The 26352-nt window shown below is 68.1% G+C and carries 21 protein-coding genes, 1 tRNA gene and 4 pseudogenes; 17 read left to right on the forward strand and 9 right to left on the reverse strand.

What is annotated here, in order from left to right:
• Positions 1-80: 80 nt before the first annotated feature.
• The 9 genes from obgE (at position 81) to FHX68_RS02065 (ending at position 6774) form a co-directional block, all read left to right on the forward strand.
• Positions 81-1595 carry a GTPase ObgE gene (obgE, locus tag FHX68_RS02025; protein ID WP_141379974.1) on the forward strand — a complete coding sequence of 505 codons (1515 nt, stop codon included), beginning with the start codon at positions 81-83 and terminating at the stop codon, positions 1593-1595.
• Positions 1592-2413 (forward strand): glutamate 5-kinase, encoded by an 822-nt coding sequence (gene proB, locus FHX68_RS02030; protein WP_141379973.1) that lies wholly within the window; start codon positions 1592-1594, stop codon positions 2411-2413. Before obgE ends, proB begins: the two co-directional genes overlap by 4 nt.
• A gap of 31 nt (positions 2414-2444) precedes the next feature.
• Positions 2445-3704 (forward strand): glutamate-5-semialdehyde dehydrogenase, encoded by a 1260-nt coding sequence (locus FHX68_RS02035; RefSeq protein ID WP_141379972.1) that lies wholly within the window; start codon positions 2445-2447, stop codon positions 3702-3704.
• A gap of 40 nt (positions 3705-3744) precedes the next feature.
• Positions 3745-3972 carry a hypothetical protein gene (locus FHX68_RS02040; protein ID WP_141379971.1) on the forward strand — a complete coding sequence of 76 codons (228 nt, stop codon included), beginning with the start codon at positions 3745-3747 and terminating at the stop codon, positions 3970-3972.
• Positions 3973-3982: 10 nt separating this feature from the next.
• Positions 3983-4579, forward strand: a complete 597-nt coding sequence (gene nadD, locus FHX68_RS02045) for a nicotinate-nucleotide adenylyltransferase (RefSeq protein ID WP_141379970.1) — start codon at positions 3983-3985, stop codon at positions 4577-4579.
• A complete protein-coding gene (locus FHX68_RS02050; protein WP_141379969.1) occupies positions 4576-5808 on the forward strand; it encodes a hypothetical protein in 1233 nt (410 codons plus the stop codon). Before nadD ends, FHX68_RS02050 begins: the two co-directional genes overlap by 4 nt.
• Positions 5805-6179, forward strand: coding sequence for a ribosome silencing factor (gene rsfS, locus FHX68_RS02055; protein WP_141379968.1), 375 nt, complete (start codon positions 5805-5807; stop codon positions 6177-6179). The genes FHX68_RS02050 and rsfS overlap by 4 nt, the downstream gene beginning before the upstream one ends.
• Before the next feature lie 77 nt (positions 6180-6256).
• Positions 6257-6329: transfer RNA gene (locus FHX68_RS02060), tRNA-Ala, on the forward strand.
• A gap of 118 nt (positions 6330-6447) precedes the next feature.
• On the forward strand, positions 6448-6774 hold the full coding sequence (locus FHX68_RS02065; RefSeq protein ID WP_141920015.1) for a hypothetical protein: 327 nt from the start codon (positions 6448-6450) through the stop codon (positions 6772-6774).
• Between the two features lie 354 nt (positions 6775-7128).
• Here FHX68_RS02065 and FHX68_RS16290 read toward each other — a convergent pair.
• The 4 genes and pseudogenes from FHX68_RS16290 to FHX68_RS02085 form a co-directional block, all read right to left on the reverse strand.
• A pseudogene (locus FHX68_RS16290) lies at positions 7129-7998 on the reverse strand (recombinase family protein); the annotation flags it as partial.
• 166 nt (positions 7999-8164) lie between these two features.
• On the reverse strand, positions 8165-8362 hold the full coding sequence (locus tag FHX68_RS02075) for a hypothetical protein (protein ID WP_211345062.1): 198 nt from the start codon (positions 8360-8362) through the stop codon (positions 8165-8167).
• A 9-nt stretch (positions 8363-8371) separates the two neighbouring features.
• Complete coding sequence (locus FHX68_RS02080) at positions 8372-8977, reverse strand: hypothetical protein (RefSeq protein WP_211345056.1); 606 nt, start codon at positions 8975-8977, stop codon at positions 8372-8374.
• Positions 8978-8992: 15 nt separating this feature from the next.
• A complete protein-coding gene (locus FHX68_RS02085) occupies positions 8993-9472 on the reverse strand; it encodes a single-stranded DNA-binding protein (protein ID WP_141381591.1) in 480 nt (159 codons plus the stop codon).
• 259 nt (positions 9473-9731) lie between these two features.
• Here FHX68_RS02085 and FHX68_RS02090 point away from each other — a divergent pair.
• Positions 9732-10930, forward strand: a protein-coding gene (locus FHX68_RS02090; protein ID WP_425325853.1) for an IS3 family transposase whose coding sequence is annotated in 2 segments (ribosomal slippage) — positions 9732-10001 and positions 10004-10930 — 1197 coding nt in all. Because the reading frame shifts where the segments join, the coding sequence is not laid out codon by codon here.
• Between the two features lie 65 nt (positions 10931-10995).
• On the opposite strand, the gene galK is transcribed toward FHX68_RS02090, so the two are convergent.
• Complete coding sequence (gene galK, locus FHX68_RS02095; protein WP_229661640.1) at positions 10996-12216, reverse strand: galactokinase; 1221 nt, start codon at positions 12214-12216, stop codon at positions 10996-10998.
• A 264-nt stretch (positions 12217-12480) separates the two neighbouring features.
• On the opposite strand from galK, the gene FHX68_RS02100 reads away from it, so the two are divergent.
• The 5 genes and pseudogenes from FHX68_RS02100 to FHX68_RS02120 form a co-directional block, all read left to right on the forward strand.
• Positions 12481-15549, forward strand: coding sequence for a glycoside hydrolase family 2 TIM barrel-domain containing protein (locus FHX68_RS02100; protein WP_013160163.1), 3069 nt, complete (start codon positions 12481-12483; stop codon positions 15547-15549).
• Positions 15550-15571: 22 nt separating this feature from the next.
• On the forward strand, positions 15572-16960 hold the full coding sequence (locus FHX68_RS02105; RefSeq protein ID WP_141381462.1) for an MFS transporter: 1389 nt from the start codon (positions 15572-15574) through the stop codon (positions 16958-16960).
• A gap of 45 nt (positions 16961-17005) precedes the next feature.
• On the forward strand, positions 17006-18001 hold the full coding sequence (gene galE, locus FHX68_RS02110; RefSeq protein ID WP_141381463.1) for a UDP-glucose 4-epimerase GalE: 996 nt from the start codon (positions 17006-17008) through the stop codon (positions 17999-18001).
• Positions 18002-18243: 242 nt separating this feature from the next.
• The gene (locus tag FHX68_RS02115) at positions 18244-19551 is read left to right on the forward strand and encodes an ISL3-like element ISPfr4 family transposase (RefSeq protein WP_141381464.1); all 1308 of its coding nucleotides are present in this window, start codon (positions 18244-18246) and stop codon (positions 19549-19551) included.
• A 132-nt stretch (positions 19552-19683) separates the two neighbouring features.
• Positions 19684-20406 (forward strand): annotated as a pseudogene (locus tag FHX68_RS02120) (IS256 family transposase); the annotation flags it as partial.
• Positions 20407-20487: 81 nt separating this feature from the next.
• Here FHX68_RS02120 and FHX68_RS02125 read toward each other — a convergent pair.
• Genes FHX68_RS02125 through FHX68_RS02135 form a run of 3 tightly spaced genes read right to left on the reverse strand, consistent with a single transcriptional unit; the run spans position 20488 to position 23635 of the window.
• The gene (locus FHX68_RS02125) at positions 20488-21480 is read right to left on the reverse strand and encodes a tyrosine-type recombinase/integrase (RefSeq protein WP_141381569.1); all 993 of its coding nucleotides are present in this window, start codon (positions 21478-21480) and stop codon (positions 20488-20490) included.
• Positions 21477-22412 (reverse strand): tyrosine-type recombinase/integrase, encoded by a 936-nt coding sequence (locus FHX68_RS02130; RefSeq protein ID WP_141381568.1) that lies wholly within the window; start codon positions 22410-22412, stop codon positions 21477-21479. The genes FHX68_RS02125 and FHX68_RS02130 overlap by 4 nt, the downstream gene beginning before the upstream one ends.
• Positions 22409-23635, reverse strand: a complete 1227-nt coding sequence (locus FHX68_RS02135; protein ID WP_141381567.1) for a tyrosine-type recombinase/integrase — start codon at positions 23633-23635, stop codon at positions 22409-22411. The genes FHX68_RS02130 and FHX68_RS02135 overlap by 4 nt, the downstream gene beginning before the upstream one ends.
• Before the next feature lie 162 nt (positions 23636-23797).
• Between FHX68_RS02135 and FHX68_RS02140 the strand changes: the two are divergent.
• Positions 23798-24331, forward strand: a pseudogene (locus tag FHX68_RS02140) (IS256 family transposase); the annotation flags it as partial.
• Entirely contained in the window at positions 24331-25056 is a 726-nt protein-coding gene (locus FHX68_RS02145; protein WP_141920017.1) for a hypothetical protein, read from the forward strand. The pseudogene FHX68_RS02140 and the gene FHX68_RS02145, both read left to right, overlap by 1 nt.
• Here the strand turns inward: FHX68_RS02145 and FHX68_RS02150 are convergent.
• A pseudogene (locus tag FHX68_RS02150) lies at positions 25034-26334 on the reverse strand (ISL3 family transposase). The gene FHX68_RS02145 and the pseudogene FHX68_RS02150 overlap by 23 nt on opposite strands.
• Between the last annotated feature and the right edge of the window lie 18 nt (positions 26335-26352).

Consider the following 26352-nt stretch of genomic DNA (forward strand, 5'->3'; position numbering starts at 1 on the left):
AAGCTCAGGAACCCACAGGTTCCCTATAGTGAGGGGCGGGCTGCGGCTCGCCCCTCATTTTTTCCCGAGGAGGGATCGACATGGTCACGTTCGTCGACCGGGTCACGCTGCACCTGCGTGCCGGCAAGGGCGGCAACGGCTGCGTGTCGGTCCGCCGCGAGAAGTTCAAGCCGCTCGCCGGCCCCGACGGCGGCAACGGCGGGCACGGCGGCGACGTCGTGCTGGTCGCCGACCCGCAGGTGACGACGCTGCTGTCGTTCCACCACTCGCCGCACCGGCACGCCGGCAACGGCGGCTTCGGCATGGGCGACAACCGCTCCGGCTACCACGGCGAGAGCCTCGAGCTGCCCGTGCCCGTGGGCACGGTGGTGAAGGATGCCGACGGCGAGACCCTCGTCGACCTCATCGAGCCGGGCATGCGCTTCGTGGCCGCCCCGGGCGGTCAGGGCGGACTCGGCAACGCCGCGCTCGCGAACCCCAAGCGCAAGGCCCCCGGGTTCGCGCTGCTCGGCACTCCCGGCTGGGAAGGCGACGTCTTCCTCGAGCTCAAGACCGTCGCCGACGTGGCCCTCGTCGGCTTCCCCTCCGCGGGCAAGTCGAGCCTCATCGCCGCGGTGTCGGCGGCGCGCCCGAAGATCGCCGACTATCCGTTCACGACCCTCCACCCGAACCTCGGCGTGGTGCAGGCCGGCGACGTGCGCTTCACCGTCGCCGACGTGCCCGGCCTCATCGAGGGCGCGAGCGAGGGCAAGGGTCTCGGCCTCGAGTTCCTCCGTCACGTCGAGCGCTGCACCGCGCTCGTGCACGTGCTCGACTGCGCCACGCTCGAGCCGGGCCGCGACCCGCTGACCGACCTCGACGTGATCCTCGAAGAGCTCGGCGCATACGCCGTCCCTGAGGGGCAGACGCCGCTGCTCGAACGCCCCCAGCTGGTGGCGCTGAACAAGGTCGACGTGCCCGAGGCGAAGGATCTCGCCGACCTCGTGCGCCCCGAGCTCGAGGCGCGCGGCTACCGCGTGTTCGAGATCTCCACGGTCAGTCACGAGGGCCTCCGTCCGCTGACCTTCGCGCTGGCCGACATCATCGCCCGCCACCGCGCCGACCTCGCGGCGGCTCCCGCGCCCGAGCGTGTCGTCATCCGCCCGAAGGGCGCCGAGCGCGAGTTCGAGATCCGGGTCGAGGGCGGCACCTACGGCAATCTGTACCGGATCCTCGGCACGAAGCCCGTGCGCTGGGTGCAGCAGACCGACTTCCAGAACGAGGAGGCCGTCGGCTTCCTCGCCGACCGGCTCGAGAAGCTCGGTGTCGAAGACGAGCTCTTCCGCGTCGGCGCCGTCGCCGGATCGACCGTCGTGATCGGCGAGGGCGACGGGGTCGTCTTCGACTGGCATCCGTCCCTCTCGTCGGCCGCCGAGCTCATGACCGCGCCGCGCGGCACCGATCCACGCCTCGACCTCAACCCGCGCCGCACGACGTCGCAGCGCCGCGAGCGCTACCACGAGCGCATGGATGCCAAGGCGGAGGCCCGCGCCGAGCTCGAGAGCGAGCGCATCGCCGGCGCCGACGCCGACTGGTCGGAGGACGATGAGTCGTGAGCATCGAGGGGCGGGCACAGCTGCCCGGTGCGCGCCGTGTCGTGGTGAAGGTCGGTTCGTCGTCCATCAGCGGCGAGAACGCCGGCAAGATCCAGCTGATCGTAGAGGCCCTCGCCGACGCGCACGCGCGCGGCACCGAGGTGGTGCTCGTCTCCTCCGGCGCGATCGCGACGGGCATGCCCTATCTCGCGCTCGACGAGCGCCCCGTCGACCTCGCGACGCAGCAGGCCGCCGCCGCGGTGGGGCAGAACGTGCTCATCTACCGCTACCAGGACGCGCTGCGGCCGTTCGCGATCGTCGCCGGCCAGGTGCTTCTGACCGCCGGTGACCTCGAGAACGCGACGCACCGGTCGAACGCCCGCCGCGCCATGGAGCGGCTGCTGGGGCTGCGGATCCTCCCGATCGTCAACGAGAACGACACGGTCGCGACGCACGAGATCCGCTTCGGCGACAACGACCGCCTCGCGGCGCTCGTCGCGGCGCTGATCGGCGCCGACGCGCTCGTGCTCCTGAGCGACATCGAATGCCTCTACACGCGGCCGCCGAGCGAGCCGGGCGCCGAGCCGATCGACACGGTCTCCTTCGGCGACGATCTCGCCGGATTCGAGTTCGGGTCGGTCGTCGTCAACAGCGTCGGCACCGGGGGAGCGGCGACGAAGGTGTCCGCGGCACGCGTGGCCGCCGAAGCGGGGATCGGCGTGCTCGTCACGAGCGCCGACCTCGTCGCCGAAGCCCTCGCCGGAGAGCAGATCGGCACCTGGTTCGCGCCGGATCCGTCGGCCTCGCCGTCGGTGCACACCGGCGCCGTCCGCGCCTGAGCCGCTCGCGGGCGCTCGCTAGACTGACGCCATGACGATCACGGCGACGAGCGCGCAGGAACGCATGACGCGGGCCAAAGAGGCCTCGCGCAGCGTGGGGCTGTTGGATGACGGCGCGAAGGCGCGCGCGCTGAACGCGATCGCCGACGCGCTCGACGCCGCCACGGCCGACGTTGTCGCCGCGAACGCCGACGACCTCGCGCGCGGTCGCGACAGCGGTCTGTCGGAGGGGCTCCTCGACCGGCTGCGGCTCGACGACGCGCGCGTGCACGCCCTGGCATCCGCGGTGCGCGACGTCGCCCTGCTGCCCGATCCGGTCGGGCGTGTCCTCGACGAGCGCACGCTCGCGAACGGCGTCTCGCTGCAGAAGGTGTCGGTGCCGTTCGGCGTCGTCGGCTCGATCTACGAGGCCCGCCCGAACGTCACGGTCGACATCGCCGCCCTGGCGCTGCGCTCGGGCAACGCGGTGGTGCTCCGCGGCGGCACGGCCGCACAGTCGTCGAACGCGGCCCTCGTGGCCGTCATGCGCGCGGCGCTCGAGAGTGTCGGCGTCGACCCCGAAGCGATCCAGACGGTCGACGACTTCGGTCGTGACGGCGCGAACGCCCTCATGCAGGCGCGGGGGCTCGTCGACGTGCTGGTGCCGCGGGGGAGCGCGCAGCTCATCGAGACCGTCGTCACCCAGTCATCCGTCCCGGTCATCGAGACCGGCGCTGGTGTCGTGCACATCGTGCTCGACGCGTCGGCGCCCCTCGAGTGGGCCGAGCAGATCGTCGTCAACGCGAAGGCGCAGCGACCGAGCGTGTGCAACGCCGTCGAGACGGTCCTCGTCGTGCGCGACGCCGCCGATCGGCTGATCCCGCCGGTCGCCGCCGCGCTCGAGAGCGCGGGCGTCACGATCCATGGCGACGAGGCGGTGCGCGCGCTCGTCGCGGGCGCGGCGCCGGCCACCGACGACGACTGGGCGACCGAGCACATGAGCCTCGACCTGTCGATGCGCGTCGTCGACGACCTCGACGAGGCGCTCGCGCACATCCGGCGCTACTCCACCCACCACACCGAGTCGATCGTCACCGCCGACGAGGAGAACGCCGAGCGCTTCCTCGCCGAGGTCGATTCGGCGGTCGTCATGGCGAACGCCTCCACCCGCTTCACCGACGGCGGCGAGTTCGGGTTCGGCGCCGAGGTGGGCATCTCGACCCAGAAGCTGCACGCGCGGGGACCCATGGGGCTGCCCGAGCTGACGAGCACGAAGTGGCTCGCCCGCGGGGCGGGTCAGATCCGCGCGTGAAGCGCCTAAACTTGTCTCACCCGAACCGAACGGAGTCCACATGACCCTCGCCACGATCCTCGCCCTCGCCGGAGAGGCCGCCGAGCACCACGGCAACGTGCAGGCGGAGACGTTCATCTACGGCGCTGTCGCGTTCGTCGTGTTCCTGGCGCTCGGTCTCGTGACCCTGTCCTACCGCAACGTGGCCAATCGCCACGCCCACAAGGCCGAGGCCTACGCCAAGGCGCACCCCGTCGACCAGGCGCAGGTGGGCCACGGCCACCACTGAGGCCGGCTCGATGGTTTCTGCGCGCGCCCCGCGGATCGGGGTCATGGGTGGCACGTTCGACCCGATCCACCACGGTCACCTCGTGGCCGCGAGCGAGGTGGCGCAGTCGTTCGACCTCGACGAGGTCGTCTTCGTGCCCACCGGCATGCCCTGGCAGAAGACGAAGGTCACCGAGGCCGAGCACCGCTACCTGATGACCGTCATCGCGACCGCGTCGAACCCGCGGTTCACGGTCAGCCGGGTCGACATCGACCGCGACGGCCCGACCTACACGATCGACACGCTCCGCGACCTCAAGGCCGCGCGGCCCGACGCCGAGCTGTTCTTCATCACCGGTGCCGACGCCATCGCGCAGATCCTCGGATGGCGCAATCACGACGAGCTGTGGGAGCTGGCGCACTTCGTCGCCGTCTCGCGACCCGGGCACGTGCTCAGCACCGAGGGGCTGCCGAGTGAGGACGTCAGCCAGCTCGAGGTTCCAGCGCTGGCGATCTCGTCGACCGACTGCCGTGCGCGGGTGCGTGAGGGAAACCCGGTGTGGTACCTCGTTCCCGACGGGGTCGTCCAATACATTGCGAAGCACCACCTTTACCGGAGCGAGGCATGAGCACACCCGAAAAGCCTGAATCGCCCCAGCTGACCCGTCGTCAGCTCCGCGAACTGCGCAATACCGCGTCGAACACGATCATCACTCCCGAAGAGGCCGAAGCCGCGGCTGCTGCGGCGGCCACGGCGGCGCCGGTCGCCGCGCCGCTGCCGCGTGCGGCCGAGCCGGTCGTGGTGGCCGAGGAACCGCCCGCCGCCGAAGACGTCGACCTCGAGTCGCGCGCACTCACCCGGCGCGCCGCGCGGCAGCAGGAGCGCCTGCGCACGGTATCCGTGCCCGTCATCGACGGGGAGACCGACGAGACGGCGGGGGAGGCCTCGGTCGACGAGGCTTCCGCCGTCGAGGACGAGCAGGCGACAGTGGATGCCTCCGCGGAGGCCACGGGCGACGACGCTGCCGCCGTCGAGGACGAGGTCGCTGTCGACGATGAGACGCCCGCCGACGAGCCCGCCGATGACGAGGTCGTGGCGGAGGTCGTCGAACTCGAGGTCGTGGACGTCGAGCCGGTCGCCGCCGATGTCGAGGCGGACGAATCGACCGATGACGCCGCCGCCGACGTGGACGCGCCGGTTCCGGACGTGGATTCGGACGACGCCACCGAGGCTGCCGAGGCTCTCGCCGATGCGCAGACCGAGTCGCCCGACGTCGAGACCCTGCTCGCCGGCGACACCGACGAGGCCGAAGCCGAGACGGAAGAGGCCGAGGACGGCGACGAGGAGCGTCGGGCCGTCGTGGCGCCGACCTTCGGATCGGGCCTGCTCGCCGGTGACGGCGTGGAGATCGAACTCCCGGCATCCTTCGACCAGCTGCTCACTCGTGGCAGTGCGGCGACCGGCTCGCTCGCCGCCTCGAACGCGCTCATCCTGTCGCAGACGCCCGACACCGGATCGTTCTCGGCGCCGGTCGCGGCGACCGGCGAGGTGCTCATCACGGGCACGTTCAACCTGCCCGAGTCGTTCGGATCGACCGGCACCTCGCACGGGTCCTCCGATGGCAAGGAGATCGACGCCGTGCTCGTCGACGGCGAGCTGCCGGCGTCGTCGTCGCCGACGCCGATCGCCGCGAGCTCGGCGATCAGCACGATCAAGAGCGCGGACGACATCATCAAGCCCCCGGCGCCGGAGAAGGGCGGGCGCCTGATGCTCGCGCTCGTGATCACCGCCGGTGCGCTGGCGCTCGCGCTCACCGGCGCGCTCATCGTGGCGCTCGTGACGGGGGTGTTCCGATGACGGCGAATGCGCGCACGCGCGAGCTGGTCGAGATCGCCGCGGCCGCCGCCGACAGCAAGGGCGCCGAGGATCTCGTCGCCTTCGACGTGTCCGATCCGCTGCCGCTCGTCGACGCGTTCCTGCTCGCCACAGGCAACAGCGAGCGCAACGTCGCCGCGATCGCCGATGCGGTCGAGGAGGCGATGCTCGAGCAGGGCGTCAAGCGTCTGCGACGCGAGGGCAAGGGCGAGGCGCGCTGGATCCTCATCGACTTCGGTGACCTCGTCGTGCACGTCTTCCACGAGCAGGAGCGGGTGTTCTACGGGCTCGAGCGTCTGTGGAAGGACTGCCCGGTGCTGCCGACGGGTGTGCCGGTCGACGCGCCCGAGTGACCGCCCCGGTTCGGAGCACGCCCGCGGATGTAGTAGCATCGAAGGGTTGTCGCGGGAGCGGTGACAACCCAGAGAACGGGCCTGTGGCGCAGCTGGTAGCGCACCTGCATGGCATGCAGGGGGTCAGGGGTTCGAGTCCCCTCAGGTCCACGTAAAGTTGAACGTTCGAACCTTGCCCCGCTTGATCGCGGGGCAAGGTTCTTTCGTTGTGTGGCCTGGGGATGGCGGCGAGGATCGTCGCGATCGTCTGGGCTGGTTCGAGGGCGGCTTGGTCGTCGTCATCGATGGTGATGCGGTCGAACAGTGCCCGGTTGAGCATCCGCCGTTCGGCGGGTTCGGCCTTCGCGTACACGTCGCCGATGTCGGTGAGGAGACCGAGGATCGCGTCGAGCCCGACCTTCGCGTTGTCGTAGGTCGATGTGAGGGTGTCGAGCCGGCCGGTGATGGCGTGGAGGCTCGCGCGGATGCGGTCCTGTTCGGTTTTGAGGAGGTCGATGGGGATCGCGTCGGCGTAGTGGGCTTGGAGGACCTTGACCTGTTCGGCTTCGAGCTTGATCTTCTGTCCTTCGAGGAGGGTCCGTTCATCGCTGGTTGACTCGGCGAGGGCGTCGAACACCTGCCCGAGGACGGCCTGGATCTGTCCGGCCTCGTCCTCGGTGACGGAGACGTGCTGGTAGCGGGTCTCGATGCTCTGCTCGACGCGGTGGACGAGGGCGGCGGTGCGCTGGCAGTCGTTGCGCTTGAACCGGCGGCCGGTGCAGGTGAAGTAGTCGTAGGCGACGCCCTGGTGGTTGCGGGGCCGTTCGAACATGAGCTTCTTTCCGCAGCCGCAGTAGATCGAGCCTTTGAGGTAGTGGTCGTACTTCTGCGGCTTGTCGCCGGTGACGTGGTTCTGCTGGAGGATCGTCTGCACCTGCTCGAACGTCTCCGGGGTCACGAGTGGCTGATGGGTGCCGGGGTAGGTGACCTCGCGGAACGTGACGATGCCCTGGTAGTAGGGGTTCGTGAGGATCTTGTGCAGCCCCGTGGTCGTGACCGGCTTCGCGGGGAACGTCGGTGTGGGCCGGGTGACAAGGCCGCGGGTCTCTAGCTCGCGGGCGAGCTTGGAGACGGACCAGTCGCCGGTGGCGTAGGCGGTGAACGCGAACCGGATCAGGTCGGCCCGGTCGGGATCGAGTTGCACGTCGCGCACTTCGTGCCCGTTCGCATCGGTGAGGCGGACGTTGAGGTAGCCGATGGGTGCCTTGTGCGGGGTGCCGCCGATGGACGCTTTCTGCACGAGCCCCTTGGTGACCTCTTGGGCGAGGTTCAGGGAGTAGAACTCCGCGATCGAGGCCATGATGCCGTGCATGAGCATCCCGGAGGGCGTCTCATCAATGTTCTCCATCACCGAGACCAGGGTGACCCCGGCCTGGCGCAGCGTGGCGTGGATGATCGCGTCATCGAGCCGGTTCCGGGCGATCCGGTCGACCTTGTTGATGATGCAGTACCTGACGGGATGCTCAGCGAGGTAGTCCAGCATCTCCTGGAGGGCTTTGCGGCGAGCGGTCTTGCCGGACTCGCCGGGCTCGATGAACTCTTTGACGATGACCGCACCGAGCTGCTCGGCCTTGCGCTGCGCGGCCTCGCGCTGCGCAGGGATGGACAGACCCTCTTCGAGGCCGTTGCGGGTGGCCTGGTCCTTGGTGGAGACCCGCAGGTAGGAGATCGCCGGCACCTTCCCATCGGGAAGGGTGACATCGAGGGCCTGGGTCGCGGGGCCGGCGAGGGAACGCAGGGCGCTGAGGTCGAGGCCGGCAGGAAGGTCGAGGAGCGTCATGGTCGTGACTGCCTTTCGGGCGCTCACCCATTCCCCAGTAGGGATGGGTGCGGGCGCCGTTGGGCTGTCACGACACAGATGGGGAGGCCTGCCGAACCGCGACGGGTTCGGGCAACAAAGGGGTAAGCCGGTAGCGCCCTGATGGACGTACTACGTACCAGGGATTCTACCGCTCGCTGCTCAGCAGCGCCCGGAGTCGGTTGCCGGCCTGCCCGGCCTTCGTTCCCGTGCCGGCTTCTCGCAGGGCGACGCGGATGAGGACTTCGGCGACCTTCTCCACGTCGATCTGCTCGCGCCGGGTGAAGGTGACGCGCAGGTTCCGGTCTGCGGAGGGCCGCTGGGTCTTGCGTTGATAATTCCGCACCACCGCTCTTCACCTGCCGTCGTCGCCGGCATCGGAGCGGGTGGCGTCATCGAGGCGGGCGAAGACGGCGTCTTCGGCGGCCTTGCGGCGGGCGACCTGCTCGATCACGAACGCCACGAAGTCCGCGCGTCGGTCGGTGATCGGGGTGTCCTCGACCGGCGGGGCGGGTGGTTCGCCGGGCCACGCGGTCTGCCGGGAGGGCCGGTCGCGGTCCAGGCGGGTCCCGGAGGCGGCCACCCAGTCGCGGAGGCGCTGGCGGGCGGCGGCGAAGTCGCGGTGCCAGCCGATCGCGGCGGACGCGTTCTGTTCCGGGTCGTAGGCACCGAGCCAGTGCAGGTGCAGCGCGCTGAGCTCCCATTGCAGTTCGGAATGCCGGTGCCAGTACGGCGGGATCACCGACGCGGGCAGCGCGTAGGTGTGGCGGAGCCATTCGACCCAGCGGTTGAGGGCGAGCCATTCCTGTTCCAGGTCGTGGGAGAGCAGCAGGTTCCAGTTCACCGGCCGCGGCGGCCCCGGAATGTCATCGTCAGGGTCGAGCCGACCGAAGTCCTCCTCCTCCCATTCCTCGGGTTCGGAACCCATGTCGTCGGGCGGGAGCGTGGCGTCGTCGTTCATCATGCTTCGCCCCTCTCACATGGCCCGTGCGGGCTGCTCGTGCTCGGGCTGGTCCTGCACGGGCGGCTCGAACGCGACCTCACGCGCCGGTCGTTGACGGTCCGGGGACTCCATCTGGGAGCGGCGACGCGGGGTGCCGACCTCGGTGTTCATGCGGGCGAGGTCGTGTCCGAACCGGCTTGCGATGAACTCCGTCGATTCGACGCCGGTGTTGGGGTTCGTGCTTGTCTGGGTGCGGCCGATCGCGAGGAACCAGTCGCCCTTGGCGAGCTTCACTTCGCCGCTCTCGGCAGCGCCTCGGAACGCCACCACATCGTGGAAGGTCGTGGGGAGCTTGATCCGGGACCCGTCGGCTGCGAAGTCGTGGTGCTCTTGCCCGGCCTTGAAGTACAGACGTTTCTTGCCCTCGCTGCCTGACGGCTGCGGGTCGGAAGCGACGAACCCGTAGAAGGCTGTATCCAGTTCCGGGTCCGGGTCGCGTGGCTGCTCGTTCATCGTGTGCTCCTGACGGTCTGCTCAGGCGGCCACCACTCGTCGGGGCCGCTGCGGCAGGCAGGTGCACTCGCCCTCCCGCCCGCTGGATCAGTCCCAGTGGGCGTCGTGGAGGAGGCGTTCGACCTCGGCCCGGTCGGCTTTGAGCTGGGCACCGTCGGGGCGGTTGGGCCAGGCGCGCAGGTCGGTGAGGGAATGTTGAAGCTTTGGTTGACTCTGGGACTGCTTTGATTTGAAGGATCGGGGCGGGAAGGATGAAGTCATGCCGGTGAAGTTTTCGGAGGAGTTCAAGCGCGACGCGGTCGCTCTGGTGCTCACGCAGGGAATGTCGCAGAAGCAGGTCTGCGCGGATATGGGGATCTCGAAGTCGGCGTTGCAGGCGTGGGTGCGTAACGTCGAGCTGGCCGGCCGCGGGATCGCGCCGGCGGCGTCGAGCGATCGGGACGGGCAGCGTGAGCAGGCGAAGATGCTCAAGCGGATCCGCGAGTTGGAGATGGAGAACGAGATCCTCCGGAAGGCCGCGGCGTATCTTTCGCAAGCGAACCTTCGGATCGGTGCTGCGTCCCCAAAATAGTGTTCCCGCTCGTCCGTGAACTGGCTGCGGCCGGCGCCCCCGTGAGGGTGTCGGTCGCGGTGGCGTGCAGGGTCCTCGGCTTCTCCAAGCAGGCGTACTACCAGTGGCTGGCCAATCCGGTCAGCGATCGCGACTGGGACGAGGCGCATCTGATCAACGCTGCCCGGGACGTGTGGGATGAGGACCGTTGTCAGGGGTACCGGCTCATCTCCGACGAACTCGTCGACGACGGCTGGCAGGTGTCTGAGCGTCGCGTGTGGCGGGTGTGCTCGCAGGAGGGCATGTTCTCGGCCGCGCACCGCCGCAAGGGCTCTCGGAAGCATCGCCGGCCGGGTCCTGCCGTGCACGACGACCATGTCAGACGTGACTTCACCGCCGACCGGCCCAACGAGTTGTGGCTCACCGACATCACCGAACACCGAACCGGTGAGGGCAAGGTGTACTTGTGCGCGGTCAAGGACGTGTTCAGCAACCGGATCGTGGGCTACTCGATCAGCGACCGGATGAAGGCCCGACTGGCCGTTGACGCGCTCACCGACGCGTTCCACCGGCGCGGTAAGCCAGCCGGGGTGACGGTGCATTCCGATAGAGGCAGTCAATTTCGAAGCCGTAGATTCCGGCGTGCCCTTCGACACTTCGGGCTGCGCGGATCGATGGGCAGAGTCGGCGCGTGCGCGGACAACGCGGCCATGGAGAACTGGTTCAGTCTGCTGCAGAAGAACGTCCTCAACCAGCAGCAGTGGACCACCCGTGACGAGCTTCGCCTCGCGATCGTGTACTGGATCGAGGCACGCTACCACCGATGCCGCCGTCAACGAAGACTCGGGAAGTTGACGCCCATCGAGTTCGAGACCATCATGAAACACCCCGCCTGCCTGGCGGGATAAGGAAACGAGTCAACCAAAGGCTCAGCATTCCCCACCCCGGGTCGACGAGCGCAGGACCTGGTCACTCATGCAAGACGCCCCGCGGCCGCGCTGGGAGTGACCAGGTGCACCTCCGGGATCGGGAAACCTTCCTGTTGCGCCCGCTCGACTACCGCGTGGGCAACGTCCGAGGCCCGCCCTCGCGGCACCAGCGCCACGATGCTCCCCCCGAAGCCACCGCCGGTCATCCGGGCGCCGAAGGCCCCCGCCTCGACGGCCGCCTCCACCGCACCGTCGAGCTCTGCGACGCTCACCTCGAAGTCATCACGCAGCGAGGCATGTGACTGGCTCATCAACCGGCCCGCCCCCACGGCGTCACACGCACCCAGAGCCTTCACCATGTCCTCCACCCGCCACATCTCGGTGATGGCGTGGCGGGCCCGGGACCGCATCTGCTCGTCCGGCAGCGCCGCCAGGAGCGGCTCGAGATCCTCGGGTCGGTTGCGGTCTGCCACCTCGCGCAGCGAAGCGACGCCCAATGCCCGGGCCGCCGCCTCGCAGCTCGCACGGCGTTGTCCGTACTGCCCGTCGGCCAATTCGTGACTGGCCCTGGTGTCGACCACGACCAGGTCGACACCCATCTCCCCCATGGGGAAGGCCACGTGCTCGACGGATCCGTCACGACAGTCCAGGTGCAGCAGCGTCCCAGCTTCCGACCTCAGTGACGCAGCCTGGTCCATGCCACCGGTCGGGGCTCCAGCCACCCGGTTCTCCGACTCGACGCACAGTGCGGCCAGGCGGGCGCGACCCGCGTCGTCGCCACCCATCGGTGCGCCGTTCAGCTCCCCCAGGGCCAGACCCATGGCGCACTCGACCGCAGCCGAGGACGACAGACCGGCGCCCACGGGAACGCAGGACACGATTGCGGCATCGAAGCCGGTTGTCGCCACGCCCTCTTCCCGCAGCGCCCAAGCGGGTCCCGCACTGTAGGCCACCCATCCTTCGACGCCGCCCGGCCGCACCTCTGCGAGGTCACCCCGCCACGGGGCGTCTGTCTGCAGACCGGTGACCAGGCGTACTGCAGTGTCGCTGCGACGCGCCACCGCCACGAAGGTGCGGTGCGGCAGGGCCATGGGCAGGCAGGTGCCGTCGTTGTAGTCGACGTGGTCACCAATGAGGTTCACCCGACCGGGGGCCGCCCAGACGCCGCCGGGTCGCCCGTCGAAGTGCTGCTGGAACAGTTCCAGCGCCGCGCGCGTGCCCTGCTCGTCACTCCATGCCTGCTGGGCCAGATCGTCACCCGTCACGTTCCTCCTCACCGCCGACCCCGGGCGTGTGGCCCAGCCGGAAGACCTCGTCGTCGACGTTCATGTTTGCGCGAACAAGTGCTCGCGCTCAAGACCTTGACATTCTGCACATCCAAGGCGCAGCATCGAACAAGGATCCCGATGGTGCCGCAAACATTTCTACGTGGAGGCGCAGAATGGTCGGCGAAGTTGCCGAGTCCGACGAGGCCACCACCCCACAGGAGTTCCACCCCACCGTCGGGGCCGGAACGGACAGGAGCAGCGGTGAGCATCCCGAAGCACCACCAGGGCCTGGAGGTCCTGCACGAGAACACGCTGGCCGCCCATGCCTACTTCGTGCCGGCCTCAGCGGCAGTGACCGATGTCGTCACCGCCCGTGAGTCGTCCGACCGGGTCCAACTGCTCAACGGTCAGTGGGACTTCCGCTACCACCACTCGGTCAACGACCTGGACGAGGCCTTCATGGACCCCGGGTGCACGGTCGAGGGTTTCGCTCCAATCACCGTTCCGGGTACTTGGCAGCATCAGGGCTACGACGCTCACCAGTACACCAATGTGCGCTACCCGATCCCGCTGGACCCGCCCCACGTCCCCGTGGACAACCCCTGCGGCGCCTACCGGACCACCTTCGATCACCACGCCGACGCGGCGGCGCCCGACACGACGCTGGTCTTCGAGGGCGTCGACTCCTGCTTCTACGTGTGGGTGAACGGGCACTACGTCGGTTACAGCCAGGTCAGCCACGCCACGAGCGAGTTCGATATCACCGAGGCGCTCGTGGAGGGCACCAACCACATGGCGGTGTTGGTGTTCAAGTGGTGTGACGGCACCTACCTCGAGGACCAGGACAAGTTCCGCACCAGCGGCATCTTCCGCGACGTTTACCTCGTCGACCGCCCTACCCGTCACCTGTTCGACTACTTCACCACTACCCAGATCCACGAGGCCGGCGCCACGGTGCGCCTGCGTGCCTCGTACGTGGGTGGCCCGGTCGAGACCCGGGCCACGCTGCTCGGCGCAGATGGCACGACGGTGGCCAGCGGTGTGCTGGCCGAGGCCAACGACGCCCGCGGGTACAGCCACGCCGTCGAACTCCACGTCAACCGGCCACGCCTGTGGAACCCCGAGCACCCGGAGCTGTACACCCTGTTGCTGGAGATGCCAGACGAGGTCGTCACCGACCAGGTGGGTCTGCGAGAGGTCTCGATCGACGACGTGGTCCTGCGCCTCAACGACTGCCCGGTGACGTTGAGGGGCGTCAACCGCCATGACTCCGCCCCCGCCACCGGACCCACCGTCGACGTCGCCCACATGCGCCGCGACCTGGAACTCATGGTGCGGCACAACATCAACGCCGTGCGCAGCTCCCATTACCCCAACGACCCCCGCTTCTACCAGTTGTGCGACCAGTACGGCCTGCTGGTCATGTCGGAGGCCGACAACGAGAGCCACGGAACGCAGGCCCAGTTCCTGGCCGACGAGTCCTGGGACAACGTCGTCGAGCACTGGAACGAGCTGATCGCCGACAGTCCCGACTGGACGGAGGCGACCCTGGACCGCGTGCAGCGTTGCGTCCAGCGCGAGAAGAACCGGCCGAGCATCTTCTCTTGGTCGGCCGGCAACGAGTGCGCCTATGGCTGCACCCTCGAGGTCTCCCTGGCCTGGATGAAGGAGTTCGACCCGGACCGGGTGACCCACTACGAGAGCGCCTTCTACCGCGATTCCAAGCGCAGCTATGACTACTCGAACATCGACCTGTACAGCCGCATGTACCCGTCACAGCAGGAGATGCTCGACTACCTCGCAGGCGATCCAGACAAGCCGCTGGTGCTGGTGGAGTACTGCCACGCAATGGGCAACGGGCCCGGTGACCTGGAGGACTACTGGCAGCTCATCCACACCGACCCTCGCCTGTGCGGCGGGTTCGTGTGGGAGTGGTGCGACCACGCCGTCCTAGCCGGCCACACCGACGACGGCCGCCCCTGCTACCTGTACGGCGGCGACTCCGGTGAAGTCATCCACGACGGGAACTTCTGCGTCGACGGCCTCGTGTGGCCCGACCGCCGACCCCACCCCGGCCTTTTGGAACTGAAGAACGTGCAGCGCCCAGCCCGAGTCGTCGCGCACGACCCCGGCGCGGGCATGCTGACGCTGCGCAACGACCTGGACTTCACAAATCTCGACGAGGTGGTCGACCTGTCCTGGGAGCTGGTCTGCGACGGGATCGTCCTAGATCGTGGCGACCTGTCCTTCACGCGTCCTGTTCCGCCCCACACCGAAACCCAAGTGACCTGCCGCCCCCAGCTGCCGCGGGTAGGGCGCTGTCACCTGCGTGTGACGCAACGCCTCCGCGTCGGCGACGCGGTGCGCGCCGCGGGCCAGGAGCTCGGCTTCGATGAGGTCGCCGTCCCTGTCGCCGACCCCCGCAACCAGCAGTCCGTGCAGTTGCTCGAGGCACCGCCCGGTGGCGTCTCCCCCGCCGTCGAGCAGGACCCCTCCGCGATCACGGTGCGTGGTGACGGCTTCCAGTACCGTTTCGACACCGGCACCGGGATGCCCACGTCGATGCTCGTGGGCGACCAGGAGATGTTCACGGCACCTGCGGAGGTCAACATCTGGCGCGCGCCCACCGACAACGACCGACGCATCCGCCTGGAGTGGGAACGGGCCCGCTACCCGTATGCCGCGGTCCGCGCACATGAGTGTTCCGCCCAGACCCTTGACGGGTCCGTGGTGGTGCGCGCCCGCATGACCCTGGACGCCGCGACGATCCAGCCCATCCTGCGCCTCGACGCCAGCTGGACCATCGACGTCGCGGGCCGATTGCGGTGCCAGATGGACGTCACTCGCACACCGGGGTTCCCAACCCTGCCCCGACTGGGTCTGCGCTTCTTCCTGGCACCGGAACTCGACCAGGCGTCGTGGGTCGGGCTCGGTCCGGGCGAGAACTACCCAGACAAGCGGCAGGCCAGCCGCCACGGCCACTTCACCAGCAGCATCGACGGACTGTTCGTCGACTACCTCCGCCCCCAGGAGAACGGCAGCCGCGGAGACTGCGACTGGGTCCGTGTGGAGCAAGCCGATGCGGCGCGTGGCCTGACCGTCACCTCACCGCGACCGTTCTCGTTCAACGCCTCCCGGATCACCCAAGAGCAGCTGTCGATTACGAGACACGACGTCGAGCTGGACCCCGACGACCAGGTGGTGCTGTGCATCGACCACGCCATGGCCGGGATCGGCTCCAACAGCTGCGGCCCCGAGCTGCTCGCCCGCTACCGGGTCGACGACGAGACGTACCACGTCGACCTCGTCCTCGCCCCCACCCGCCGCTGAACCCACCGGGAGACCCGAAACCATGCCCACACACGCTGCAAGTTCTGGCAAGACGTACCTGACCTGGGGCAACAAGATCGGCTACGGCTCCGGCGACGTTGCCGGCAACGTCGTCTACGCCTTCCTGTCGGCCTTCCTGATGATCTACCTGACCGACCAGATGGGCCTCAACCCCGGCGTCATCGGCACGCTCATGATGGTCGCCCAGCTGTTCAATGGTGTCACCGACATCGGTTTCGGGGCCTTGCTCGACCGCACCCATACCCGAATGGGCAAGGCCCGCCCGTGGATGCTGTGGTCCTATATCGGCTGCGCCATCACCCTCGTCGCCTGCTACGCCATCCCCGGCGGGCTGGGCCAGACCGCACAGTACGTGTGGTTCTTCATCGCCTACACCCTGCTCAACAGCGTCTTCTTCACCGCCAACAACATCGCCTACTCGGCGCTGACCGCGCTCATCACCAAGAACTCCGTAGAACGCGTCCAGATGGGCTCCATCCGGTTCATGTTCGCCTTCACCACCAGCATGCTCATCCAGACCTTCACCGTGCAGGGGGTCCGCGCGCTGGGTGGCGGCGCCGACGGCTGGCGCTGGATCGCGATCATCTACGCGGTCATCGGGTTGGTGGTGAACACCATCTCGGTGATGTCGGTCAAGGAGCTCCCCCCGGAGGAACTCGACGAGGGTCGCGAGACTGGTGTCGCGGACAAGTACACCTTCAAGGAGGGCGCCCGGATCCTGCTCAGCAACAAGTACTACCTGATCATCCTGGTGATCTTCCTGGTGCAGCAGATCTTCACCGCCACCCTCAACATGGGCATCTACTTCATGACCTACATCCTGGGCGACGCCACCCAGCTGGGCGTGTTCGCGTGGGCCATCAACATTCCGCTCATCATCGGCCTGCTGTTCACCCCCGCGCTGGTGAAGCGTTACGGCGAGATGTTCAAGGTCAATGTGTGGGGCTACGTCATCGCACTGGTGGGCCGGCTCGGCGTGGTGGCCAGCGGCTACCTTGGCAACATCCCCTTGATGATCGCCTGCTCCGCGATCGCGTCGTTCGGCATGAGCCCCCTGCAGGGAACCCTCAACGCGCTGATCGCCGAGGCCTCCGAGTACAGCTTCCTGCGCACCGGCAAGCGCATCGACGGAATGATGTTCTCCTGCACCACCCTCGGCGTGAAGATCGGCGGCGGCGTCGGGACCGCCCTGGCCGGCTGGCTCCTGGCGGCCAGCGGCTACGTCGGCAAGGCCACCACCCAGCCCGACTCGACCATCACCATGCTGTACTTCATGTACCTGTGGATCCCGGCCATCGCCACCGGCATCATCCTGTTCTTCCTCACCCGGCTCGACGTCGAGAAGGCCAACCGGGCGCTGCGCACGTCGGCAGACCGCGTGACCGCGTGAGCACCAGCACCCTCTTCGAGCATCCCCAGAGACACAGGAGAAGACATGTCGTGGTTGGTCACCGGCGGAGCCGGCTACATCGGGTCGCACGTCGTGCGGGCCTTCATCGAGCAGGGCATCACCCCGATCGTGGTCGACGACCTGTCCAGCGGCCACCGGGAATTCGTGCCCGACGGCGTCGACTTCGTCGAAGGCCAGGTGCAGGACACCTCGCTGCTGGAGCGGACGATGCGTGAGCACGACGTCGAGGGCGTGATGCACATCGCTGGGTACAAGTACGCCGGCGTGTCGGTCGCCCGGCCGCTGCACACCTACAGCCAGAACGTGCAGGGCACCGCGGCGGTGCTGGAGGCGATGCAGCGCGTCGGCGTCAGCCGAATCGTGTTCTCCAGCTCGGCGGCCGTCTACGGCACCCCCGACGTCGACCTGGTCACCGAGGACCAGCCCACCGCCCCCAAGTCGCCCTACGGCCAGAGCAAGCTGATCGGCGAGTGGCTGCTGGCCGACCAGGCCCGCGCGCTGGAGCTCACCGACGGTGCCACGCCGCTGCAGCACGTCAGCCTGCGCTACTTCAACGTCGTCGGCTCCGGCACCGACGAGGTCTACGACACCAGCCCGCACAACCTGTTCCCGCTGGTCATCGAGGCGCTCATCGAGGGCCGCACGCCCCGCATCAACGGCACCGACTACCCGACGCCGGACGGCACCTGCGTGCGCGACTACGTCCACGTCGCCGACTTGGCCACCAGCCACGTCGCCGCCGCGACGGCGATGGCCGAGGGGCGCGAGCTGCGGCCGGTGTACAACCTGGGCAGCGGCGACGGGCTCTCGGTGCGCGAGATCATGGACGCGATGCAGCGTGGCACCGGCCACACCTTCGAGCCGGTGATCGGCGAGCGCCGCCCCGGCGACCCGGCGCGCATCGTCGCCAACGGGGACGCCGCCGCCCGCGACCTGGACTGGCGGATGCGCCACTCCATCGACGACATGGTCACCTCGGCGTGGCAGGCGCGCACCGCCCATCCCGACATAAGCGAGTGAGACCCGCTGACCACGGCACCTGCCTCATCGGGACACGACACGCCTCACCCCACCCGCGATGTCGACCACCCGAACCCGCACCCAGTTGACCAGGAGAAGTACTCAGTGGCAGACGTTTTCCAACCACCGGGTATCTTAATCGGCTCATCACAGATGAGGGTGTAGCTGGGGCGGTGGCCAGGTAGGGGCCGAGGTCTCCCGATGATGGGGGTTCCTACACCTTCCATCCAGAAGACCTCGACTTGTCTGACGCTACCTTCGCTTGCCCCGACCTGACCAAGTTCTGTCGGCTCGACGACCTCGGGCTCGTCGTCACCGGGCAACGGATCGAGCCCGACCGTGCCGTTCTCGCGTGCCGGGTCGTCGACGACGACCGCTGGTGCCGCGGCTGCGGCTGTGAAGGCAGCCCGCGCGACTCGGTCACGCGCGAGCTCGCCCACGCCCCGCAGGGCTGGCGGCCGACGACCTTGGTCGTGACGGTCCGTCGGTACCGGTGCACCGGCTGCACCCGCGTGTGGCGCCAAGACACCAGCGCGGCGGCCGAACCGCGGGCCAAGCTGTCCCGTGCTGGGCTGCGGTGGGCGCTGGAAGGGATCGTGGTCCAGCACCTCACCGTGGCCCGGGTCGCCGAAGGACTCGGCGTCGCCTGGAACACCGCCAACGACGCGGTCCTGGCCGAAGGCAAGCGGCTGCTGATCAACGACCCGGCCCGATTCGACGGCGTCAAGGTCATCGGAGTCGACGAACTCGTGTGGCGCCACACCCGCCGCGGCGACAAGTACGTCACCGTGATCATCGACCTCACCCCTGTCCGTGACGGCACTGGCCCCGCCCGGCTGCTCGACATGGTCGAGGGCCGCTCCAAGCAGGCGTTCAAGTCCTGGCTCGCCGACCGGCCGCAGTCGTGGCGCGACGCCGTGCAGGTCGTCGCGATGGACGGGTTCACCGGCTTCAAGACCGCCGCGGTCGAGGAGTTGCCCGACGTGGTCACCGTGATGGACCCCTTCCACGTCACCAGGCTCGCGGGCGAGGCACTGGACGTGTGCCGCCGTCGGGTCCAACAAGCCATCCACGGGCACCGCGGGATGAAGGGCGACCCGCTCTACTCGGCGCGACGCACGCTGGGCACCGGCGCCGACCTGCTCACAGACAAGCAGGCAACCCGACTCAGGTCCTTGTTCGCCGACGACAACCACGTCGAGGTCGAGGCGACCTGGGGCGTCTACCAGAGGATGATCGCTGCCTACCGGCACGAGGACCGAAGCCGTGGCCGTGAGCTGATGGCCAAGTTGATCGACGACCTCAGCGCCGGCGTGCCGACGGTCCTGGTCGAGATCACCAAGCTCGGCAGAACCCTGAAGAAGCGCGCCGCCGACGTCCTGGCCTACTTCGACCAGCCCGGCACCAGCAACGGCCCAACGGAGGCGATCAAGGGCAGGCTCGAGCACCTGCGCGGCTCCGCGCTCGGGTTCCGCAACCTGACCAGCTACATCGCCAGATCGCTGCTCGAGACCGGAGGGTTCAGGCCGCAACTACACCCTCGATTGTGAAGAGCCAGATAAGTCGGGTGAGACCATGCGCCAACAGATCAAGGGGACTGTCTGAATAACGGTGTGTGAGGGTCCGGCCTGATCCGAAAGGAGATGGCCGTGGCTGACACGACCAAGATGTTGGACGAGACGATGATTGATCCCGTGACCGGGGAGATCATCGATCAGAAGGACCTCGCGGAGCGGTTGCTCGCGCAGGCGAAGGAACAGGGCGTGAGCCTGGTGGGCCCGGGAGGGCTGCTGAACCAGCTCACCAAGAGTGTGCTCGAGACGGCGTTGAACGCTGAGCTGACCGAGCATCTCGGCCATGATCACGGCGGGACGCCGACGGCCGCGAATATGCGCAACGGGACGCGGGTCAAGACGGTGTTGACCGAGATCGGCCCGGTGGAGATCGAGGTCCCCAGGGATCGGGATGGGTCGTTCGAGCCGGTCATCGTCCCCAAACGGAAACGCCGCCTCGAGGGGATCGATCAGATCGTGCTTTCCCTCTCGTCCCGCGGGCTCACGACAGGTGAGATCGCGGCGCACTTCGACGAGGTCTACGGGGCGAAGGTCTCCAAGGACACCATCAGCCGGATCACGGAGAAAGTCGCCGGGGAGCTCGCGGAGTGGTCCGCGCGACCGTTGGACGCGCTCTACCCGGTGATCTTCGTCGACGCGATCGTCGTCAAAGTCCGCGACGGGCAGGTCCGCAACACCCCGTTCTACGTCGTGATGGGCGTCACCACGGCCGGGGAACGGGAGATCCTGGGGATCTGGGCCGGTGATGGCGGCGAAGGCGCAAGGTTCTGGCTGCAGGTGTTCACGGAGCTGAAGAACCGTGGCGTCGAGGATGTCCTGATCGCCGTCTGTTATGCCGTGGTCGTGGTTATGCCGATGATGCTCGGGCGGTCCTGGTCAGCGGCGGTGGCCGGGCTGCGGTTGTCGGCATAATCAGAGCCGGTCGAGGAACGCCAGGAGCGTGTCGCTGGGCTGGTAGCGCGGGCTGGGGCTGGTGCCGACCGGTGTGGTCTTCGCGATCGCTTGCTCCTTGATGGTCATGTCGGCGTGGATGTAGATGCTGGTCGTGGCGACGTTCTCGTGCCCGAGCCAGAGCGCGATCACGGTCGCGTCGACGCCCGCGTGCAGCAGCCGCATCGCTGCGGTGTGACGCAGCGTGTGGACGGTGACGTTCTTTCCCGTCAGTGACGGGCAGGACTTGGCCGCTCCCGCGGTGGTGTGGCGGAGCCTGGCTTCGACCGCGTCGCGGCTCAGGCGCCGGCCTGTGGTCGTCGCGAACAGCGGCTCCGTGCCGGGGGTGGCGCGTTCGGTGATCCAGGCGTTCATGATCGCGATGGTGTCGGGCAGCAGCGGGGTGGCGCGTTCCTTACGGCCCTTGCCGAGGCAGTGGACGTGCGCGCCGGTCCCGGTGCGGATGTCGGCGAGGTTCAGCCCGGTCAGCTCGCTGACACGCAGCCCGGTCTGGATCGCGAGGGCGAACATCGCGTGGTCGCGTCTTCCGGTGCGGGTGGTCTGGTCGCAGGCGTCCAGCAGCGCGGTGGTCTCGGCGTCGGTGAGCCAGGTGACGAGGTTGCGCTGGATTCTCGCGGCGGGGATCGCGAGGACCCGGGCGATGGTGTCGGCGTGCTCTGGATGCCGCAGTGCGGCGTAGGAGAACAGTGAGTGGATCGCTGCGAGCCTCGCGTTGCGGGTGCGGGGACTGTTGCCCCGCTCGTGTTCGAGATGACTGAGGAACCCGCCGATTCGGGTCGCGTCGAGATCGCCGATGTCCAGGCCCGCAGGTGCCGTCCCGGTGTGCTCGTGAAGGTAGGCGAGCAGGAGCCTGAACGTGTCGCGGTAGGCGGCGATTGTGTTCGCGCTGGCGTGGCGTTGAGTGATGAGCCGGTCGGTGAAGAACGCCTGCAGCAGCGGAGCGAACGCGGTCATGTGCGCGCCTCCCGCGTCGTCTGCTGCGCGATGTTGAGCATGCGGGCGGCGTGGGCGAGCAGCTCCGGGACGGTGGTGAGATACCAGTAGGTGTTGGCCGGGTTGCTGTGGCCGAGGTAGGTCGACAGCCTCGGCAGCAGGCCCGCGACGTCCGCCCCCTCGCGATACCAGCCCAGCAGCGTCGTGACCGCGAACGTGTGCCGCAGATCGTGCATCCGCGGCCTGGCCCCGCCCGCGGTCAGGCCAGCGGCCTCGCGGGCCCGCTCGAACGCATACTGCGTGTTGCAGCGAGACAGCCGCCTGCCGCGGTGATCAATGAAGAACGCCGCGGACTGCGCCGTGCGATCGGCGCGCCGGGCGGCATACTCGGTGAGCGTCGCCGCTGTCGTGGCATGGACGGGGACGAGCCGGGGGTCGCGGGACTTGCCGCGGCTGACCGTGATGATCCCGGCGTCCAGGTCGACCTCGTCGGCGTCGAGCGCGAGGAGTTCCCCGACTCTCATGCCCGTCGCCGCGAGGAGCCCGAACACGACCGGGAAGATCCGCGAACGCTCGTATCGCCGCAGCCGGCCAGCCGCTTCCAGCAGACCGGTGATCTCGCCGGGCGTGTAGATGTAGGGCGTGGTCCGTCGCGTCTGGTGCGAGAACACCGCCGCGGGCGGGACCTCGTGGGCTGGGTCGAGGGCGTGCATGTAGGCGGCGAACGAGCGCACCGCCCTCATCCTCACTGCCGCGCGTGATGCTCCGGCCCCGCCGTCGGGGCGAGGCAGACCGGCCCAGTCGATCATCGCCGTCGTCGTCAGGAGCCTGGCCCCGGCGGCGTTCAGGTGCGTCGTGAACTGTCCGAGGAGGTGCTCGTCCCAGACCAGGGTGAATCCGAGCTGGCGGCGCAGCCGCAAGTAGTCATCGACGTGCGCTTCCCAGGCGATCATGACCGACCGCCGCCCGTCATGGCGGGCCAGGGTTGCGCCAGGTCGCGCAGCGCCGTGACATCGACGCGCGCGTAGCCCGCGGTTGTCAGCGCCGTCTCGTGTCTCAGCACTTGCCCGATCGCGTCCAGCGGGACCGCGGCGGCGACCATCTGCTCGCCGAGGGTGTGCCGCAGCCGGTGCGCCCCGAACCTCGCCAGGCTCGCCCGGTCGCAGGCGCGTTCGACGATCCCGCCGACCGCTTCCCGTGTCAAGGGACGAAGCGGCGCGCGGTCGGCGGCGAACACCTCCCGGAACCCGACTCCGGCAGGGCGCGCCTCTTGCAGGTAGGCGACGACCGCTTCACCGACCTCGGCGGGCAGCGGGAGCCGCTCGTCACGATTGCCCTTGCCCCGCACGAGAATCTCGCCACGGCGCCAGTCGAGGTCGTCCAGTCGGAGCCGGGCGACCTCGATCGCACGCAGCCCGAGGTGGGCCAGGAGCAAGAGCACCGCGTGGTCGCGCAGTCCCGCGCTGGTGTCACGGTCGCAAGAGACCAAGAGTGCAGCCACCTCGTCGCGACTCGCGCCGACGGGAAGGCGGGAGGGTTGCGGGGAACGGATCACCAGCGTCGCCGCCGAAAGGTCGTGACTCGTCACACCGGTGATGAAGAAGAACCTCAGCAGCGCCCGGAGCGTGTATCCGAACGCCTTCACCGACACCGGGCGACGGGTGACGCCCTCGTCCAATAGCGCCCGCGTCACCTCCGCCGCGGTCAACGCGACCGCTCCTTCTGGCGGGGCATACCCGGCGAGGAACCTGCGCGCCCGGGCCACGTTTGCCGCGATCGTGGACGCCGCCAGGTGACGCTCAACGCGCAGATACCCCTCAAACCCGACCAACTCCACCGGATCCGTAGCCGTCGGCGCGATGGTCGCCGCGGCCGGGATCACGCCCTCGTAGGCGAGCCATTCCAGCGTCGGGCCAAGCGCCTTTCGCGAGAACAGGCCCGTGTGGGTGCGGCGCCGCTCAGCGAGGAACACCTCGACCTGCCCCGCCGTCAACTCGCCCACCGCGATGCCCCGCGCCTGCAGCCACCGGGACAGATGGGCCAGCAGCCGCAACTGGTTCATCAGCGACTTCCGCGTGAACCCCCGCCGGACAAGTTCGTCCTCGAACCGGCGGGCTATGTCTTCCAGTGGACCGGCGATGAGCACACCGCGTCCCTCGATCTCGATCCTGACCATGATCAACTCCTGTCTCCTCAAGTTGAGAAGACCAGCCGATCAGGATCACACGATTATGCCGACAACCGGAGCCCGCCCACCGCCGCTGACCAGGACCGCCCGAGCATCATCGGCATAACCGCGAGCACGGCATAACAGACGTTATGCCGATGTCGGCATAGCGTCTGCGACGGGCTGAAGGGACTCCCCGAAGCGATCAACACGACGTGGGAGCAGGCGGTTGTGCAGCAGTGCATCGTGCACCTGATCCGCAACAGCTTCCGCTACGCCGGCCGCCAACACCGCGACGCGATCGTGAAGGCGCTCAGACCGGTCTACACGGCCCCGTCCGAGCAGGCCGCGAAAGACAGGTTCGAAGAGTTCGCCGCCGAGTGGGGTGGGCGATACCCGGCGATCATCCAGCTCTGGAAGAGCGGCTGGGCGGAGTTCGTGCCGTTCCTCGAGTACGACGTCGAGATACGGAGGGTGATCTGCACGACGAACGCGATCGAATCGATCAACGCCCGATACCGCAGGGCGGTCCGGGCGCGCGGGCACTTCCCGAACGAGCAAGCCGCGTTGAAGTGTCTCTACCTCGTGACCCGCTCGCTTGACCCCACCGGCGGCGGCAGGGCACGCTGGGTGATCAGGTGGAAGCCAGCGCTCAACGCGTTCGCGATCACCTTCGCCGGACGGTTCGAGAGAACCACCTACTAATGAAAACCGCCGGACCCCACACACCGTTTATCGGACAGACCCAGATCAAGCGTGGTGGAGCTCATGGCAAACCAACGGTTTCGGATGATCTCGTCGTTGATCTTGCGGAATGGGCTACGGATGAGAAGGTGGAGCATGCTGAAGGGGTTGTTGTTAGAGAGCCAGAGGATCTTGTGCCCTTGAATGTTGCCATCGCTTCGGCTCGTCGCTACGCTCAACGATTCTTAGGTGTGGATGATGAATTGATGAACAGTTTCGCTGTTGACACTGTTGCTGGCCTAGTTGCGGAGAAAGGCGGCAGTTTGTGGGATGCTCTATCGGAAGCGTTCGAAGATCATTTTGAAACTGGGATCGGAAAGGTCGGATTTGCGAAAGAGCTGATTGGATATCTGGACGAATCAGAGGCTTCGGGAGGATCGCGGCCTACTGGTGTACCCGCTCTCGATGACAACTTTGGGGCTCTCATAGAGAGGCTCGCTGATGCCCTTGCACTTGCGCGTCAAAACGAATCTGATGCGCGCCGTGACAATCGGCTCGAACGGATCGTCGATTCCTTTAGAGCAGACTACCCAACCGGATGCACCCGCGATGTTGCTTCAACTACCCTTCGGAGGATCGATGCAGCGGTAGACGATACGGTTGCTGGCGATGTCGTTCACTCGGGCACGATGAGAATGAGGCGAGATTTCAGGCTCTTCGGAATCAAGGGTGTAGCGAGGGTCTGAAACCTCCGGCCTCGAGCAGGCTCCTGGCTGTGTAGTTCGCGAGGTTGCGGAAGCCGAGCGCGGAGCCGCGGAGATGCTCGAGTCGGCCGTTGATCGCCTCTGTCGGACCGTTGCTCGTGCCGGGCAGGTCGAAGAACGCGAGGACGTCCGCGGCGCGCTGCTTCAACGTCCGACCGAGCCGGCGAATCTCGGCCAGCATCGCGGGGACGCCACTGCTGACGGAATCGATCACCGACCGCATCATCTCCTTCGCCTTCTTCTTGTCGGGTTCGCGGTAGGCGGCGACGATGCGCTGGTAGATGCCCCAGGTCGCTTCGACCTCGACGTGCTCCTCGACCGCGAACACCGCGTCCAGCCGTGCAGTCTGCTTCTCGGTGAGGAAGCTCACGCCGGTGTGGAGGGTGCGGCGGACCCCGTAGAGCGGGTCCCCGGCTGACCGCGGTGCCCGAGAGTGTCCTGCTGAACCCTCTGCCGGGTCCGGTCCAGGGCGTCACCGGCGAGCCGGACGACATGGAACGGATCCATCACCGGGACCGCGTCGGGGAGTTCCTCGGACGCGGCGGTCTTGAACCCACTGAACCCATCCATCGCGACTACTTCGATCTGCTTCGACCACTCCTTGGGCCGGGCGGCGAGCCACTGCTTGAACACCGCCTTCGACCGACCCTCGACCATGTCCAGCAGCCGTGCGGGACCTGTCTTGTTGCGGGCGGGCGTGAGGTCGATGATCACGGTCACGTACTTGTCACCGAACCGGGTGTGACGCCAGACGTGCTCGTCGACGCCGATCGTGGTGACGCCGTCGAACCTGGCCGGATCGTCGATCAGCCGCCGCTTGCCCTCGGCGAGGATCGCGGTGTTCGCGGTGTGCCACGACACCCCCAGGCCTGCCGCGGCGCGGGAGACGGTGAGGTGGTCGACCACGATCGCCTTCAGCGCCCACCCGACCCCGCCGCGGGAGATCTTCGCCCGCGGCGCCGCCGCGTTCGTCGTGTCCTGCCGCCAGGTGCGGCGGCAGTGGCCGCACCGGTAGCGGCGTACCCGCACCAGCAGCGTCGTGGGCCGGTGACCGAACGGCTCGTGCGCGAGCGGACGCGTCACGGTGTCGCGCGGCACGCCCTCGGCGCCACACTTCCGACACCACGGGTCATCGTCAACGACGCGGCACTCGAGTACCGCCCGGTCGGGCTCGATCAACTGGCCGATGGCTTCGAGGCCGAGCTCATCGAGACGGCAGAACGTGGTGAGGTCAGGGGTCGCGAACGTAGGGTGGCGCAAGTCGAGGTCTTCCGGCAG

Origin of the sequence: Microbacterium lacticum (assembly GCF_006716815.1) — a bacterium.
Classification (GTDB): Bacteria; Actinomycetota; Actinomycetes; order Actinomycetales; family Microbacteriaceae; genus Microbacterium; species Microbacterium lacticum.